17 protein-coding genes are annotated in these 13,753 nt (G+C 63.0%); 9 read left to right on the forward strand and 8 right to left on the reverse strand.

The features are described from left to right. Positions 1-20 precede the first annotated feature (20 nt). Positions 21-515 (forward strand): DUF2244 domain-containing protein, encoded by a 495-nt coding sequence (locus tag AC3EML_RS30110; protein ID WP_023669732.1) that lies wholly within the window; start codon positions 21-23, stop codon positions 513-515. A gap of 10 nt (positions 516-525) precedes the next feature. On the opposite strand, the gene AC3EML_RS30115 is transcribed toward AC3EML_RS30110, so the two are convergent. Beyond that, positions 526-1,341: a class I SAM-dependent methyltransferase gene (locus tag AC3EML_RS30115; RefSeq protein ID WP_023737543.1), complete on the reverse strand. Its 816-nt coding sequence runs from the start codon at positions 1,339-1,341 to the stop codon at positions 526-528. A gap of 115 nt (positions 1,342-1,456) precedes the next feature. Here AC3EML_RS30115 and AC3EML_RS30120 point away from each other — a divergent pair, with 115 nt between their 5' ends. The 6 genes from AC3EML_RS30120 (at position 1,457) to AC3EML_RS30145 (ending at position 6,369) form a co-directional block, all read left to right on the forward strand. Continuing rightward, entirely contained in the window at positions 1,457-2,362 is a 906-nt protein-coding gene (locus AC3EML_RS30120; protein WP_031192912.1) for a methylated-DNA--[protein]-cysteine S-methyltransferase, read from the forward strand. A gap of 141 nt (positions 2,363-2,503) precedes the next feature. Continuing rightward, positions 2,504-3,412 carry a ribokinase gene (locus AC3EML_RS30125; RefSeq protein ID WP_023726465.1) on the forward strand — a complete coding sequence of 303 codons (909 nt, stop codon included), beginning with the start codon at positions 2,504-2,506 and terminating at the stop codon, positions 3,410-3,412. After that, positions 3,409-4,869, forward strand: a complete 1,461-nt coding sequence (locus AC3EML_RS30130; RefSeq protein ID WP_031251330.1) for an amidase — start codon at positions 3,409-3,411, stop codon at positions 4,867-4,869. The genes AC3EML_RS30125 and AC3EML_RS30130 overlap by 4 nt, the downstream gene beginning before the upstream one ends. A 96-nt stretch (positions 4,870-4,965) precedes the next feature. Continuing rightward, complete coding sequence (locus AC3EML_RS30135) at positions 4,966-5,580, forward strand: LysE family translocator (protein ID WP_023683073.1); 615 nt, start codon at positions 4,966-4,968, stop codon at positions 5,578-5,580. Between the two features lie 100 nt (positions 5,581-5,680). After that, on the forward strand, positions 5,681-5,995 hold the full coding sequence (locus tag AC3EML_RS30140) for a hypothetical protein (RefSeq protein WP_023714116.1): 315 nt from the start codon (positions 5,681-5,683) through the stop codon (positions 5,993-5,995). Continuing rightward, positions 5,992-6,369 carry a hypothetical protein gene (locus AC3EML_RS30145; RefSeq protein ID WP_023691959.1) on the forward strand — a complete coding sequence of 126 codons (378 nt, stop codon included), beginning with the start codon at positions 5,992-5,994 and terminating at the stop codon, positions 6,367-6,369. Before AC3EML_RS30140 ends, AC3EML_RS30145 begins: the two co-directional genes overlap by 4 nt. A gap of 59 nt (positions 6,370-6,428) precedes the next feature. Here the strand turns inward: AC3EML_RS30145 and AC3EML_RS30150 are convergent, their stop codons facing one another. After that, positions 6,429-7,370 carry a nucleoside hydrolase gene (locus AC3EML_RS30150; protein ID WP_023691960.1) on the reverse strand — a complete coding sequence of 314 codons (942 nt, stop codon included), beginning with the start codon at positions 7,368-7,370 and terminating at the stop codon, positions 6,429-6,431. 144 nt (positions 7,371-7,514) lie between these two features. On the opposite strand from AC3EML_RS30150, the gene AC3EML_RS30155 reads away from it, so the two are divergent. Both AC3EML_RS30155 and AC3EML_RS30160 read left to right on the forward strand, forming a co-directional pair. After that, positions 7,515-7,940 carry an Hsp20 family protein gene (locus tag AC3EML_RS30155; protein WP_023669741.1) on the forward strand — a complete coding sequence of 142 codons (426 nt, stop codon included), beginning with the start codon at positions 7,515-7,517 and terminating at the stop codon, positions 7,938-7,940. A 64-nt stretch (positions 7,941-8,004) separates the two neighbouring features. Then, entirely contained in the window at positions 8,005-8,262 is a 258-nt protein-coding gene (locus AC3EML_RS30160) for a BQ00720 family protein (protein ID WP_023683072.1), read from the forward strand. A 71-nt stretch (positions 8,263-8,333) separates the two neighbouring features. Here AC3EML_RS30160 and ptsN read toward each other — a convergent pair whose 3' ends face one another. The 6 genes from ptsN to lptC form a co-directional block, all read right to left on the reverse strand. Further along, positions 8,334-8,798, reverse strand: coding sequence for a PTS IIA-like nitrogen regulatory protein PtsN (ptsN, locus tag AC3EML_RS30165; protein ID WP_023669743.1), 465 nt, complete (start codon positions 8,796-8,798; stop codon positions 8,334-8,336). Between the two features lie 108 nt (positions 8,799-8,906). Next, the gene (hpf, locus tag AC3EML_RS30170; protein ID WP_023751408.1) at positions 8,907-9,491 is read right to left on the reverse strand and encodes a ribosome hibernation-promoting factor, HPF/YfiA family; all 585 of its coding nucleotides are present in this window, start codon (positions 9,489-9,491) and stop codon (positions 8,907-8,909) included. 398 nt (positions 9,492-9,889) lie between these two features. Next, positions 9,890-11,416 carry an RNA polymerase factor sigma-54 gene (gene rpoN / locus AC3EML_RS30175; protein WP_023820574.1) on the reverse strand — a complete coding sequence of 509 codons (1,527 nt, stop codon included), beginning with the start codon at positions 11,414-11,416 and terminating at the stop codon, positions 9,890-9,892. Between the two features lie 214 nt (positions 11,417-11,630). Then, the gene (gene lptB / locus AC3EML_RS30180; protein ID WP_023669746.1) at positions 11,631-12,449 is read right to left on the reverse strand and encodes an LPS export ABC transporter ATP-binding protein; all 819 of its coding nucleotides are present in this window, start codon (positions 12,447-12,449) and stop codon (positions 11,631-11,633) included. Beyond that, positions 12,446-13,030, reverse strand: a complete 585-nt coding sequence (locus tag AC3EML_RS30185) for an LptA/OstA family protein (RefSeq protein WP_023683069.1) — start codon at positions 13,028-13,030, stop codon at positions 12,446-12,448. The genes lptB and AC3EML_RS30185 overlap by 4 nt, the downstream gene beginning before the upstream one ends. Then, a complete protein-coding gene (gene lptC, locus AC3EML_RS30190; RefSeq protein ID WP_023751409.1) occupies positions 13,017-13,730 on the reverse strand; it encodes an LPS export ABC transporter periplasmic protein LptC in 714 nt (237 codons plus the stop codon). Before lptC ends, AC3EML_RS30185 begins: the two co-directional genes overlap by 14 nt. Between the last annotated feature and the right edge of the window lie 23 nt (positions 13,731-13,753).

The raw sequence follows: 13,753 nt of genomic DNA on the forward strand, positions 1-13,753 counted from the left end.
CCCTCCTATAATATCCTGGGATGAGCGACACAAACGCCTCGTTTCAGGCCGACGAGCCATTCTTCCAGGCGCTGCTGACACCGCACCGCTCGCTGGGCCGCACCGGCTTTGCCGTGCTGATGGGCGCGCTGCTGTTCGGCTGGGTGGTGACCGGGGCGTTTTTCCTGTCGCGCGGCGCTTGGCCGGTGTTCGGCTTCTTCGGCCTCGACGTCATCGCCGTCTACATCGCCTTCCGCGCCAACTATCGTGCCGCCCGTGCCCGCGAGGAAGTGTCGGTGTCGCGCACCAGCCTCGACATCCGCAAGACGGCGCCCTCGGGAAAGTCGGAAGCGCATCGCTTCAACCCGTTCTGGGCGCGCTTTTCCGTCGCTCGCCATGCCGAGATCGGCATCACCAGGATGACGGTGGAAGCACAAGGACAGAATGTGCCGATCGGGTCATTCCTGGACCCTGACTCCCGCGAGAGTTTTGCCACTGCATTTTCACGTGCTCTGACAAAAGCCAGGACGCGTTAGAGTCGGCGCGTCAGAACCGGTAGCGTAAAATCCTGCCGACCTTGCGCAATGCGGGAATGTGTCTCCAGAGCCCGATGAACAGTTTTGCGGACCAGCTCATATGCGCTGTGCGTTCCGCGCTGTAGGCCGAGATATCGTCGACAAAGCGCAGCTTCGGAACGGCACGCTCCAGTACCTGCGGGTCGTCGATCGCCCAGTGAACCTCGGCGCCCGTCGCCCTGATGGTCGGATTGAGGCGCAGCATCTTCAGGCCGAAGTGGCTGTAGGCGTCGAACATCAGCTCGCCGCCGGCAAGATGCGCGACAAGGCGTGACAGCAGCCGTGGCCCCTCCTCTACCGGGAGATAAGGCGTCAACCCCTCCATCACCACGACGGCCGGACGATTGCTCGGCACTTCTGCCAGCCAGTCTGGGTCGGTTACCGAAGAGCCGACGAGGTGGTAGTGGTCCCGGGACGGGTAAAGCTTGCGCCGGAGCGCGATGACATCCGGAAAATCGACATCGAACCACTCCACGCCTTCGGGTGGATCGACACGGAAAATGCGCGTATCGAGCCCGCAGCCGAGATGCAGCACGATGGCGCCGGGATTTCTGGCGATGAAGTCCTGAACGCGGACATCATACGTCTTGGCCCGGATCGCCAGGCCGATGCCGAGATTGGTGTCGACCTTGAGGCGCGAGAAATCATAGTCGATCTTGCGCACGGCCTCGTCGGCGAAGCGATCCCCGAGCAGCGAATGCGGCAGCCGGCTTTCCAGTGCCTTGCCATAAAGCGTCATCAGCAAGGTCTCCCTTGCTCCGCTCAGATTCACCCTTTCGCCGGCCATTGGCATCTCCCGGGGCGCAATCCAGTATTTATCTGGGAACAGGCGGCAACAAGGCAAGTTTCGGGTGGTTGCAAGGGGCGGAAAGACCGATATTCGCGGTCAAGGAGATATTGCCATGAACGCCCAGATGACCATGAATACGCAGATGAAACCGACAGCGATCCTGCAGCACGACATCACCCCCAACGGCAGCGACTACGAGGTCGTGCGCCGCGCCATCGAGAAGATCAGCCTCGACTATCGCGACCAGCCCTCGCTGGAAGCCTTGGCAGCCGATGTCGGCGAGACACCCACGGGCCTGCAAAAGCTGTTCACCCGCTGGGCCGGCCTGTCGCCAAAAGCCTTCCTGCAGGCGGTCACCCTCGACCATGCCCGCAAACTGCTCGATTCCGGCATGCCGCTCCTCGAAACATCGTTCGAACTCGGCATGTCCGGCCCCGGCCGGCTGCACGATTTGTTCGTCACCCACGAGGCGATGTCGCCGGGCGACTACAAGACGCGCGGCGCTGGCCTGACCATCCGCTACGGCTACCACATCTCGCCCTTCGGCATCGCCCTGATCATGGTCACCGACCGTGGCCTTGCGGGGCTCGCCTTCAACGATCCGGGCGGCGAGCGGGCGGCTTTCGCCGACATGTCGGGCCGCTGGCCGAACGCCACCTATGTCGAGGACATGAGCGCCACCCAGCCCTATGCGGCGCGCATCTTCGATCCGACATTGTGGCGCGCCGACCAGCCGCTGCGCGTGGTGATGATCGGCTCCGACTTCCAGCTGCGCGTCTGGGACGCGCTGCTCAGGATCCCGATGGGCAAGGCCTGCACTTATTCCTCGATCGCCTCCAGGATCGGCGCGCCAAACGCCAGCCGGGCGGTGGGGGCGGCGGTCGGTGCCAACCCATTGTCATTCGTCGTCCCTTGCCATCGGGCGCTGGGCAAGTCCGGCGCACTCACCGGCTACCACTGGGGCCTGACCCGCAAACGCGCCATCCTCGGTTGGGAAGCGGGCCAGACCGCGTCCTGAAGCTGCCCGCATCAAACAACACCGGCGAAATCCCCTCGCCGGTGTTGTTCTTTTTGCGAGCTCCCGGCGCAAAACATCCGCACGCTCTGGCAAGCCGCCGGCTTACAGGTTAGCTTCCCGCGCATTCCGCAGGAGGCTTTCTTGATCATCGTTGTCGGCTCGATCAACCTCGACCTTATCGCCAATGTCGACCGCCTGCCTTCGCCGGGCGAGACGGTCCGCGGCTCCGGCTTCGCCACCGCGCCCGGCGGCAAGGGCGCCAACCAAGCGCTGGCTGCGGCGCGCGCCGGCGCCAAGGTGCGCATGGTCGGCGCCGTCGGCAAGGACAATTTCGCAACCGAAGCCCTGGCTTTGCTCGTGGCCGGCAAGGTCGATCTCTCCGGCGTCGGCCAGAGCTTCGCCTCCACCGGCACGGCGCTGATCCTCGTCGGCGCCGATGGCGAGAATGTCATCGCCGTCGTGCCGGGCGCCAATGATTCGGTGCTGCCCGGCGATCTCGCCAAGGCTTTCCTTGCGAAGGGCGACGTCGTCCTGCTGCAGCACGAGATCCCGCTGCAGACCGTCGATGCAGCGCTTGACGCCGCACGCGCCGCCGGCGCCGTAACCGTGCTCAACACCGCGCCGTTCCGTAGCGAGGCGGCAGCGTTGCTCGGCAAGGCCGATTACGCCGTCGCCAACGAAACCGAATTCGACCTTTACGGCGAGGCGCTGTCGCTGAAAGGCCGCGACCGCCCGGCGCGCATGCGCGACTTCGCCGGCAAAACCGGCCGCACCATCGTCGTCACGCTCGGCGGCGACGGCGTGCTGGCGGCGACCCCGGAGGATTTCCTGACCGTGCCGGCGCTGAAAATCACGCCGGTCGACACGGTCGGGGCCGGCGATACTTTTTGCGGTTATCTCGCTGCCGGGCTGGCGTCCAACCTGCCGCTGGAGCAGGCTCTCACCCGCGCCGCAGCCGCCGGCTCACTCGCCTGCCTGAAGCCCGGCGCCCAGCCGGCCATCCCGCTGGCCGCGGATGTGGACACCGCCCTGCGCAACAACGCCGGATGACTGCCCTGCGCCCTACAACGAAGCACGCCGTGCCCCCCGCCGGCGACATCTGCCGGATGTCCGCTGTCGACCTGGCCGAGGCGATCCGGCTGCGCCGCCTGTCCGTGCGCGAGTTGGTCGCCGCATTCCTCGACCGCATCGACGCGGTAAACCCGCTGGTCAACGCCATCGTCTCGTTGCGCGAGCGCTCCGACATCCTGCGCGAGGCCGACGCGGCGGACGCGCATCTAGCGCAAGGCGGGCCGGCCGGCTCGCTGTTCGGCCTGCCGATGGCGATAAAAGACCTCGCCATGACGAGCGGCTTGAGGACCAGTTTCGGCTCGCCGATCTTCGCCGATTTCGTGCCGCAGGAGGATGATTTCTTCGTCGAGCGCATCCGCAAGGCCGGCGCCATCATCATCGGCAAGACCAATGTTCCCGAATTCGGGCTGGGATCCAACACCTACAACAACGTGTTCGGCCCGACGCTGAACGCCTTCGATCCGGCGCTCACCGCAGGCGGGTCGAGCGGCGGCGCTGCGGTCGCCCTTGCACTCGACATGGTTCCGGTCGCCGACGGCAGCGATTTCGGCGGCTCGCTGCGCAATCCGGCGGCGTGGAACAATGTCTATGGCTTCCGCCCGTCGCAGGGCCTTGTCCCCGGAGGGCCGGACCTGGAAGTCTTTCATGCTCAGATGGGCATAGACGGGCCGATGGGCCGCAGCATCAGCGACATGGCGCTGCTGCTCGACGTGCAGGCGGGCTACCATCCGCATGCGCCCTTGTCCTGGGAAAAGCCTGGTTCATTCCTCGAAGGGCTGGCAACGCCGGCAAGCGGCGGCCGCGTCGGCTGGCTCGGTGATCTCGGCGGTCACCTGCCGGTGGAGCCTGGCATCCTCGATCTGTGCGAGGCCGCACTCGGCCGCTTCGCGGAGGCATCCTTCCTGACCGAGCCCTTGCTGCCGGATTTCGATTTCGAGGCACTGTGGCAAGCCTTCGTGACGCTGCGGCAGGCGAGCAGCGGCTCGGCGCTGAAAGTCCATTATGACGACCCGCACAAGCGCGCCCTGCTGAAGCCGGAAGCCGTCTGGGAGGTGGAGAACGCCATGCGGCTGACGGCGCCGCAGATCCGCGCGGCCTCGGTCATCCGCACCTCCTGGCACCGGACGCTGCTGTCGCTGTTCGAGCACTTCGATCTCATCGCGCTGCCGACGGCGCAGGTCTTTCCTTTCGAAGTCGGCACGCATTGGCCAAGTGAGGTCGCCGGACGGACGATGGACAGCTACCATCGCTGGATGCAGGTTTCGGCCTTCGCCACGCTCGGCGGCTGTCCGGCGCTCAACGTGCCCGTCGGCTTCGACGACAAAGGCCGCCCCTTGGGCATGCAACTGATCGGCCGGCCGCGCGGCGACCTCGCCGTGCTCAGGGCCGGAGCGGCCTATGAGGCGACCTTGCCTTGGCAGGCTGGGGCGTCCTGACGCGAGGGGCGGCCGGTCTGCGACCGGCTTGCACCAGCTCCGCCGCCATGCATTGATTGCAGCCAGCCGCCTAAGCGCATCCTCGAGGAAATCCCCATGTCGCTGGAACTCTACGCCGCCTATGTCCTTGCCTGCATCGTCATCATCCTGGTGCCCGGTCCGACTGTGACGCTGATCATCGCCAACAGCATCCGCCATGGCTACCGCGCCGGGCTTGCCAATGTCGCCGGCACGCAGGCCGGGCTTGCCATCATGATCGCCATCGTCGGCATCGGCCTCAACACGCTGATCGCGGGCATGGGCCACTGGTTCGAATGGGTGCGTCTGATCGGCGCCGCCTATCTGATCTGGATGGGCGTGCAGATGTTCCGCGCCAAGGGCACGCTGAACGGCGACGGCACGGCGAGAAAGCCGCGTGGCGGCTTCTTCCTGCAGGGTCTGCTGGTGGCGCTCAGCAACCCCAAGACCCTGGTGTTCTTCGGCGCCTTCTTCCCGCAATTTATCGCCCCGCAGGGCAATTACACGCTACAGATCGTCGTCATGGGCCTCACCGCGATGATCTTTGCCGCCGTCTCGGATTCCACCTATGCGCTCGCCGCCAGCCGCGCCGGACGCCTGCTCTCGGCCAGCCGCATCAAGCTGATGTCCAGGATCAGCGGCAGCTTTCTGGTCGGCGGCGGCCTGTGGCTGGCGTTTTCCAAGGCGAAGTGACGACCGCCAACGGTCGTTCCCAACGGAGCCGGTACGTGAAGCCTGATTGAAAGTCAGCTTTCGCGCCACCACATGAATCCGCGTTAGGGGATTCACGTCGATGTCATGGACTTACGCTGGCATAAAAAGGAACGCGCCCGGCGTGATTCTGACCGCCGCCCTGTTCGCGGTGATGGTTCCTTCGGCTCTCTACAAATGGACGAATGATGCGAGCGCTATCCGGTCAGTCGAGCCAATCGACGCAACAGTCAAAAGCGCCCATTCGGACCACGACCGCACCCTTTATCTGGTTGCTCTCGAAACCGGTTCGTCCATTCTTGTCGATGACGATCGTCCGCATCTGATCGGTGCGCCGGCAAAGTTGGAGCGCGTCACGCGTGATAATGGCTTCGTCTTCTACCGGTTTCCAGAATGACCCGCCTTGCACAAGCACGCTTGGCTCTCGCCTTGCCAATTCTGCGAGAAAACGTCTGGGGCATCGCTTTTGCTGCCGTGCTGCTTGGCGCGTGCATTTTTGCAATCATGAGGCCTGCCGCCGGACACAGCAGCCCGATCATCAGCCTGGGACGGGCGACAGGCACGGTTGTCAGTGTTCTCGATGCCTCGCCGAACCCAAAGGGCTGGATCAACGGTGGGTTTCGTTACCTGTATGGTATCCGTCTCAGCGAAAACGACCTGATTTTCGTATACGGCCATGCGGAAACACCACGAGCCATGGGTTCGCAAGTTCCGGTCGAGCAACAGCATAGGCAGGATGGCAGCGAAACCTATCGGCTGCTCGACGAGTAAGCAGCCGATATCGCCCAGAGGCGCTAGGCCCTGGGCGAACGATCTGCGTCAAGGCAGGCTTAAAGCCGCCCCAGCCTCTCCACCAGCAGCGCAAAAAAGGCGTCATGGTCGATGTCGCGCATCACCATGGCGTTCTTCGGCCGCTTGGTCACGCCCCACCAGTCGATGACGGTCATGCCCATGGTGAGCTCGGAGGTGGTTTCCACGGTGACGTTGCAGTTGCGGCCCTTGAACAGCTCCGGCTTCAACAGATAGGCGATGACGCACGGGTCGTGCAGCGGGCCGCCATCGGTGCCGTATTTCTCCTCGTCGAAGCGCTCGAAGAACTCCAGCATCTCGGCCGTCGCGGTGCCGACCCGGGTGCCGAGCTGGCGGATGGCCTGCGTGCGCTTGGCCGTGGTCAGCGCCTTGTGGGTGACGTCGAGCGGCATCATGACGATCGGAATGCCGGATTTGAACACCAGGTCGGCGGCTTGCGGATCGACATAGATGTTGAATTCTGCGGTCGGCGTGACATTGCCGCCTTCGAAGAAACCGCCGCCCATCAGTACGATTTCCTTGATGCGCGGCGCGATCTTCGGCTCACGGATCAGCGCCAGCGCGACATTGGTGAGCGGGCCGAGCGCGCACAGCGTGATCGTGCCGGCCTCTTCCTTCATCAGCGTCTCGACGATGAAGTCGACCGCATACTGGCCCTGCAGCTTCATCTTCGGATCGGGCAGTTGCGGGCCGTTGAGGCCGGTCTTGCCATGCACTTCCTCGGCGGTGACCAGCTCGCGCGCCAACGGGCGGATGGCGCCTGCATAGACCTTGATGTCGGGCCGGCCGGCCAGTTCGCAGATTTTCCTGGCGTTCTTTTCGGTCAATTTCAGCGGCACGTTGCCGGCAACAGCAGAGATGCCGACGATCTCCAGCTCGGCGCTGCCGAGCGCCAGCAATATGGCGACGGCATCGTCCTGGCCGGGATCCGTGTCGATGATGATCTTGCGGGTCTGGGGCATTTCATTTCCTTATGCGGGGGAGTCTTTTTGGCGGGGGTGTTCGGCGGCTTGAACTTGGCCGCGGCGCGGACCATATCAAGACCATCGGGAAAAATGCCATCCGGGTTTTTCCAGTTTATGTCGCTCCAAAGAGGACAGTGTAACATGAGCCGAATGACGCCCTTCTCCAGCCCGCTTCTCCTTGGTTTCGATGCCATGGAAAAGACCCTGGAACGACTGGCGAAATCCGGTGACAGTTATCCTCCCTACAACATCGAGCGCCTCAGCGGTGCTGACGGCAAGGCCGAAAGGCTGCGCATTACGCTGGCTGTCGCGGGTTTCGCCGAAAGCGATCTCGATGTCACCACGGAGGAAAACCAGTTGGTCGTGCGCGGCCGTCAAACCGACGACACCGAGCGCGAATTCCTCCACCGCGGCATCGCCGCGCGCCAGTTCCAGCGCTGTTTCGTGCTGGCAGACGGCATGCGGGTGATCGCAGCGGAACTGAAGAACGGCCTTTTGTCGATCGATCTCGATCGGCCGGATACCGAACGGCTGGTACGGAAAATAAATATATCGGTGAAAGACTGATCTTTACCGATGGCTCTCATGCGGGATGGCCTTGAGCGGCGTCCTCGCGCCAAGGAGGCTTGAAATGACCAGAACTGACGAAACCATCACCATGACCAGCGGCGAATTCGCCCATCTCGGCGAAGGCTCGGTCGCTTATCTCCGCAAGGTCTCGAGCGACGAGCTGCTCGGGCGCTTCCCCAACCTCGGCGAAATAGCGCCTGGTATGGTCCTGTGGGCCCTGTTTGCCGCCAACGGCCAGCCGATCCTGCTTTCGGATGCGAAAGACCGGGCTTTGGCCGGCGCCATGGAAAACGACCTGACCACTGTCGCCATTCACTAAGGCGACTGCTGGCGGTTGAAATGGAGAGGGCCGCCTTCGGCGGCCCCTGGAAGACTTAAATCCGAAGAACTTCAGGCGGCGTGCGAGGCCTGCGTGTCCGAAAGCAGCGCGTGGATGGCGACCGCGTCGCGCGTGCCTCTGATCTTGGCCACCGTGTCGGCGTCGCGCAAAACCCTGGCGATGCGCGACAGTGCCTTGAGGTGATCGGCGCCGGCGCCTTCCGGGGCCAGCAGCAAAAACACCAGATCGACCGGCTGGTCATCCAAGGCCTCGAAATCGACCGGCGTCTCCAGACGGGCAAAGACGCCGGCGATGCGCTTCACCCCGGCGAGCTTGCCGTGCGGAATGGCGATGCCGTTGCCGACGCCGGTGGAGCCCAGCCGTTCGCGCTGCAGGATGGTGTCGAACACTTCGCGCTCCGGAATGCCGGAAATCGCCGCCGCTCTCTCGGACAGCAACTGCAGAAGCTGCTTTTTGGAGTTCGCCTTCAACGCCGGCAAGATCGCCGGAACGTTGAGAAGATCGCTCAGATCCATATTTGAAATCCCTTATTCGCCTGCCGTCGCCAGTCCTCGCCCCTCGCGCGGCTGGCTATTATCCCTGTGCGACCATTGTCGTCACCTGTGCGACCATTGTCGTTGTCGTCACGCCTGTGCGACTTTGGTCGTCGACGGGTCGATCCAGCCGATATTTCCGTCCGGCCGCCGATAGACGATGTTGAGGTGGTCGTTTCCGGCGTTGCGGAAGACGAAAACCGGGCTGTCCTTGGTGTCGAGTTCGATGACCGCCGACGCCACCGACATGGTCTGCAGCGTCATGGTTGATTCGGCGACGATGGCCGGGGCGTAGTCCTCCGGAATGTCCTCATCGTCATCGGTCAGCGGCGCCATCACCGTATAGGCGATGTCGGTGATTTCGCCATTTCCATTGCCTGAATTGTGCGATTTCAGACGGCGTTTGTAGCGCCGCAACCTGGTTTCGAGGCGGTCCGCGGCCGCCTCGAAGGCAAGTGTCGGATCCTGGGAATCGCCGGTTGCCTGCAGCGAAGCGCCGGAATCCAGCCTGATCATGCAATCGGCCGAGTAACGCGACCCCGATTTGATGACCGTGACGTGCCCTGAAAAACCGCGATCGAAATATTTTCCAATCGCCTCGCCGACACGATCGGTAATGCGCGTACGCAGCGCATCGCCGATATCCATGTGTTTACCCGATATGCGCAATTTCATCTGAAAACTGACCTTCCTTGCTCAGGCTTCAAACTGGCCAGAGTTTATACTCGTGATCCGTGCGCACAAGCTTTGCGGCGTCAACTCGCGCCGATTTTAGATCCGAACTTTCCGGTTGATCACAATCCGCCTTATTGGCCGTCCCGTGGCCTTCATCGTGACGGACCATCCGCATGCGGGCCGCGAGCCCGTCTCATGCGGGCGGGCTTCTAGACACTTCATTGCAGCTTGTCAATTAATGCATGTCGCCCAGAAGTGCGCTGCGGTTCTGGGACAACGACATGCATCAAAACAAAGACTTAAAGCGCGTCGTATGAATCCGTTTCAGCGCGATGTCGCTTTAAGGTCGGAAAGTTGTGGAATCCAGCCATAGCAAAAGCCTTGCCGGGCAAGCAGACCTAGCGCCCCGCGCTCGCCAGAGCGCGCTTTTCACGCCGCCGCTGCACCGACGAGGGAATATTCATACCCTCCCGGTACTTGGCCACCGTGCGCCGGGCAATATCGACGCCGCTTTCCTTCAACATGTCGACGATTGCGTCATCGGACAGCACATCGGCGGGCTTTTCCTCGTCGATCAGCTGCTTGATGCGGTCGCGCACCGCTTCCGAGGAATGCGCATCACCGCCGCCCGACGCCGCGATCGAAGCCGTGAAGAAATAACGCAGCTCGAACACGCCACGCGGCGTCAGCATGTATTTGTTGGCCGTCACCCGGCTGACGGTCGATTCATGCATGCCGATGGCATCGGCCACCGTGCGCAGGTTGAGCGGCCTGAGCTGACGCACGCCATGGACGAGAAAAGCGTCCTGCTGGCGCACGATTTCCGACGCCACTTTCAGGATCGTCTTTGCCCGCTGGTCGAGACTGCGCGTCAGCCAGTTGGCATTCTGCAGGCATTCGGCCAGGAAATCCTTCTCCGCCTGATTCTTCGCATGCGGCGAGACCTGGGCGAAATAGATGTGATCGACAAGCACGCGCGGCAGCGTCTCGGCATTGAGCTCGACCGTCCAGCTGCCGTCATTGGCGGCGCGGACTTCGACATCGGCGACGATGGCGTCGCTGGCGCCGCCCGAAAACGCCATGCCCGGGCGCGGGTCGAGCGCGCGGATTTCGGCCAGCATGTCGAGGAGATCCTCCTCATCGACCCCGCAAAGCCGCTTCAGCGTCTGGAAATCGCGCCGCGCCAACAGTTCGAGGTTGCCGACCAGCATCTTCATCGCCGGATCGAGACGATCGCGCATGGCAAGCTGCAGCGACAGGCATTCGGCAAGGTCGCGCGCAAACAGGCCGACCGGCTCGAATGTGTGGCAGGCTGCCAGCACGTTGGCCACCGTCGCCTGATCGGCGCCGAGCCGTTTGGCGATCTCGGCGGGATCGGCGCGCAGATAGCCGGCCTCGTCCAGGCCGTCGGCCAGTTCGGCTGCGAGCAGCCTTGCGGCCGGATCGGCAAAGGCAAGCGCGATCTGCTCGCCGACATGCTGGCGCAGCGTGATCGCCGCGGCGGCCATGTCGCCGACGTCGAAGCCTTCGGAAGAACCGGACGAACTATTGCCGGTGGCCGACTTCCACTGCGCCGTCAGGTCCGGACCGAGCCGCTCGCTGGTGCCGGGATCGTCGGGGAACAGATTTTCCAGCGAGCTGTCGAGCTTGTCGGAGATCGCTTCGGCGCTCCACGCCGTCTCGTTTTCGAACCAGTCGCCATCGGCGGCAGGCTCAGGAGCGGCATCGCCCTTCTGCACCTGGTCGCTTGCGGCGTCATCCTGGGGCTCGGCGCGCTCCAGCAGCGGATTGCGCTCGATCTCGTCGTCGATGAAGTGGTCGAGCTCGACATGGGTGAGCTGCAACAGCCTGATCGACTGCATCAGCTGCGGCGTCATCACCAGCGACTGGGATTGTCGTAGCTGTAGTTTCGCCGCCAACGCCATGGTTCGGTTTCAAACGCCCTTCTGCACCCGGAAGCCTACACATCAGAAGCTGCCGGAAAATGAATTTTTCCGACCTTCCATAGAAACTGGCCCGGCTTTTGCTTGTCAAGGCGAACGATGGCAAAAGGCCCCTACCGAAGCATTATCTCACGCAAAATCGGAGAAAAAAGCCCGGCGGGGCGGCAAAAATCACGTCAGGAAACAAATTTCACGCTCAGAGCGTGAAACCTTCGCCGAGGTAGAGCCGGCGCACATCGGGGTTCGCCACCACCTCGTCGGCACGGCCATGAGTCAGCACCTGGCCGGCATGGATGATGTAGGCGCGGTCGATGAGGCCGAGCGTTTCGCGCACATTGTGGTCGGTAATCAGCACGCCGATGCCGCGCGCCGTTAGATGACGAACCAGCTGCTGGATGTCGGCGACGGCAATCGGGTCGATGCCGGCGAACGGCTCGTCGAGCAGCATGTAGGCCGGGCGCGTCGCCAAAGCTCGGGCGATCTCAAGACGCCGCCGCTCGCCACCCGACAGCGACATGGACGGCGACTTCCGCAGATGGCTGATGTGAAATTCCTCGAGCAGTTCGTCGAGATTGCGCTCGCGCACCTTGCGGTCCTTCTCAACCACTTCGAGCACGGCGCGGATGTTCTGCTCGACATTCAGGCCGCGGAAGATCGAGGCTTCCTGCGGCAAATAGCCGATGCCGAGGCGGGCGCGGCGGTACATCGGCATCGAGGTGACGTCGAAACCGTCGATCTCGATCGTGCCCTCATCGACCGGTACCAAGCCGGTGACCATGTAGAAACAGGTGGTCTTGCCGGCGCCGTTCGGCCCGAGCAGCCCGACAGCCTCGCCGGCGCGCACGCCGATGGTGACACCGCTGACCACCTTGCGGCCCTTGTAGCTCTTGGTCAGACCCTTGGCGATCAGGGTGCCCTTGAACTTCGAGGAATCAACGGTGACTGTGGCCGGTGCTGCAAGTTTACTGGCCGCCCGTCCCGGAAGGCGGGTCAGCAGCGAAGACACGCCAGTCATTCGGGCTTCGGGGCCTCGGATTTCGGTGGCGGCGTCATCGACATGATGACGCGCCCGCCGCAGCCATCGACCTGAGCAAGGCCGCTTTTCATCTGCACGGTGAGCTTGCAGCCCTTGAGGACGTTGGGTCCTTGGGACAAGACGACCTCCTTGCCCGACAGAACAAGCACCTGCGTCTTCATGTCGAACGTGGCGTTGTCGCCGGTGGCGATCTGGTCATTCGACTTGATGTAGACTTTGTTCTTGACCACCAGATGGTCGATATTGGCCGAACCGGTCATCGCCGAAGCGCCGGCGGCAGCACCTTTGGCGGCGTTGGGGTCCTTGACGTAGTAGACCTCCATGCTGCCGGCCTTGAGCAGCGTTGGCCCTTGCGTGACGGTGACGTTGCCGCTGAACAGCGCCATGCTGTCGGCCTGGCGGACCTCAAGTTTGTCGCTCTCGATCTGGATCGGCTGGTCGCCCGACAGTTTGAGCCCGGACTGGCTGCTGGCGCTGGACTGAGCCCAGGACGGCGCCATACCCAGCAACAGCAAGGCCGAAGCTGCGGCGACAAGCCGTGCCGAATTACTGGGACGCATTCGTTTCTCCGCTCTTTGCCTCTGCCGCCTTCATAGTGGCCGGATCGATGTGAACGCTTACCTTTTTCTCGAAAACGATGACCTTGCCATTGTCTTCGACCGACATTGAACCCGCGGTGATCCGCGAGCCGTTACGGCTGACATCGACCGCATCACCTGTCTTCATAGAGCCTTTGCCCATATCGAGGAAGACCGATTTGAAGATGGCAGCGACGCCGTCGGTGGTGGTGACGGTAACGTCGCTGGTCATGTCCATCGTGTTGGCGTTTCTGTTGTAGATCCCGCGCTTGGCGTCGACGGTCGCCACATTGTCGGCCGTCAGCGGCAATTTGGCATGGATGCCTTCGAGTTCGATGATGTCCTGCTTGCCGACATCCTGGATGGCGCGCAAGGCCGTCAGCGAATAGGGCAGCTTGTCCTTGGTGAAGCCGTTGAGCTTCGGATTGGCCATCACCAGCTTGCCATCCGCGAAAGCGGTGCCGTCTGCCTGTATCGAAATGTTGATCGGCGCCGCCAGATAGGAATAGACCGGAAACGCAACCGCGATCCCGGCGGCAAGCACCGGCACGGCAAACTTAAGCACGCGCACGCGGCGCGAGTGGCGCTGGGCGCGGTCGAAGGCGTCGCCGCGCGTGCCCGCTGGCGCCGTGGGCGCCAAGGCCGCATCGGCATTGGTCGGTTCGTTCGATCGCGCAAGCATGACTGACTTCTAATAAACCCTTG

The sequence above is a fragment of the Mesorhizobium sp. P170090 genome (genome assembly GCF_057786115.1).

Coding starts and splice junctions, on each gene's coding strand:
- AC3EML_RS30110 (WP_023669732.1), top strand. CDS start 21: ATGAGCGACACAAACGCCTCGTTTCAGGCCGACGAGCCATTCTTCCAG.
- AC3EML_RS30115 (WP_023737543.1), bottom strand. CDS start 1,341: ATGGCCGGCGAAAGGGTGAATCTGAGCGGAGCAAGGGAGACCTTGCTG.
- AC3EML_RS30120 (WP_031192912.1), top strand. CDS start 1,457: ATGAACGCCCAGATGACCATGAATACGCAGATGAAACCGACAGCGATC.
- AC3EML_RS30130 (WP_031251330.1), top strand. CDS start 3,409: ATGACTGCCCTGCGCCCTACAACGAAGCACGCCGTGCCCCCCGCCGGC.
- AC3EML_RS30135 (WP_023683073.1), top strand. CDS start 4,966: ATGTCGCTGGAACTCTACGCCGCCTATGTCCTTGCCTGCATCGTCATC.
- AC3EML_RS30140 (WP_023714116.1), top strand. CDS start 5,681: ATGTCATGGACTTACGCTGGCATAAAAAGGAACGCGCCCGGCGTGATT.
- AC3EML_RS30145 (WP_023691959.1), top strand. CDS start 5,992: ATGACCCGCCTTGCACAAGCACGCTTGGCTCTCGCCTTGCCAATTCTG.
- AC3EML_RS30150 (WP_023691960.1), bottom strand. CDS start 7,370: ATGCCCCAGACCCGCAAGATCATCATCGACACGGATCCCGGCCAGGAC.
- AC3EML_RS30155 (WP_023669741.1), top strand. CDS start 7,515: ATGAGCCGAATGACGCCCTTCTCCAGCCCGCTTCTCCTTGGTTTCGAT.
- AC3EML_RS30160 (WP_023683072.1), top strand. CDS start 8,005: ATGACCAGAACTGACGAAACCATCACCATGACCAGCGGCGAATTCGCC.
- ptsN (WP_023669743.1), bottom strand. CDS start 8,798: ATGGATCTGAGCGATCTTCTCAACGTTCCGGCGATCTTGCCGGCGTTG.
- hpf (WP_023751408.1), bottom strand. CDS start 9,491: ATGAAATTGCGCATATCGGGTAAACACATGGATATCGGCGATGCGCTG.
- rpoN (WP_023820574.1), bottom strand. CDS start 11,416: ATGGCGTTGGCGGCGAAACTACAGCTACGACAATCCCAGTCGCTGGTG.
- lptB (WP_023669746.1), bottom strand. CDS start 12,449: ATGACTGGCGTGTCTTCGCTGCTGACCCGCCTTCCGGGACGGGCGGCC.
- AC3EML_RS30185 (WP_023683069.1), bottom strand. CDS start 13,030: ATGCGTCCCAGTAATTCGGCACGGCTTGTCGCCGCAGCTTCGGCCTTG.
- lptC (WP_023751409.1), bottom strand. CDS start 13,730: ATGCTTGCGCGATCGAACGAACCGACCAATGCCGATGCGGCCTTGGCG.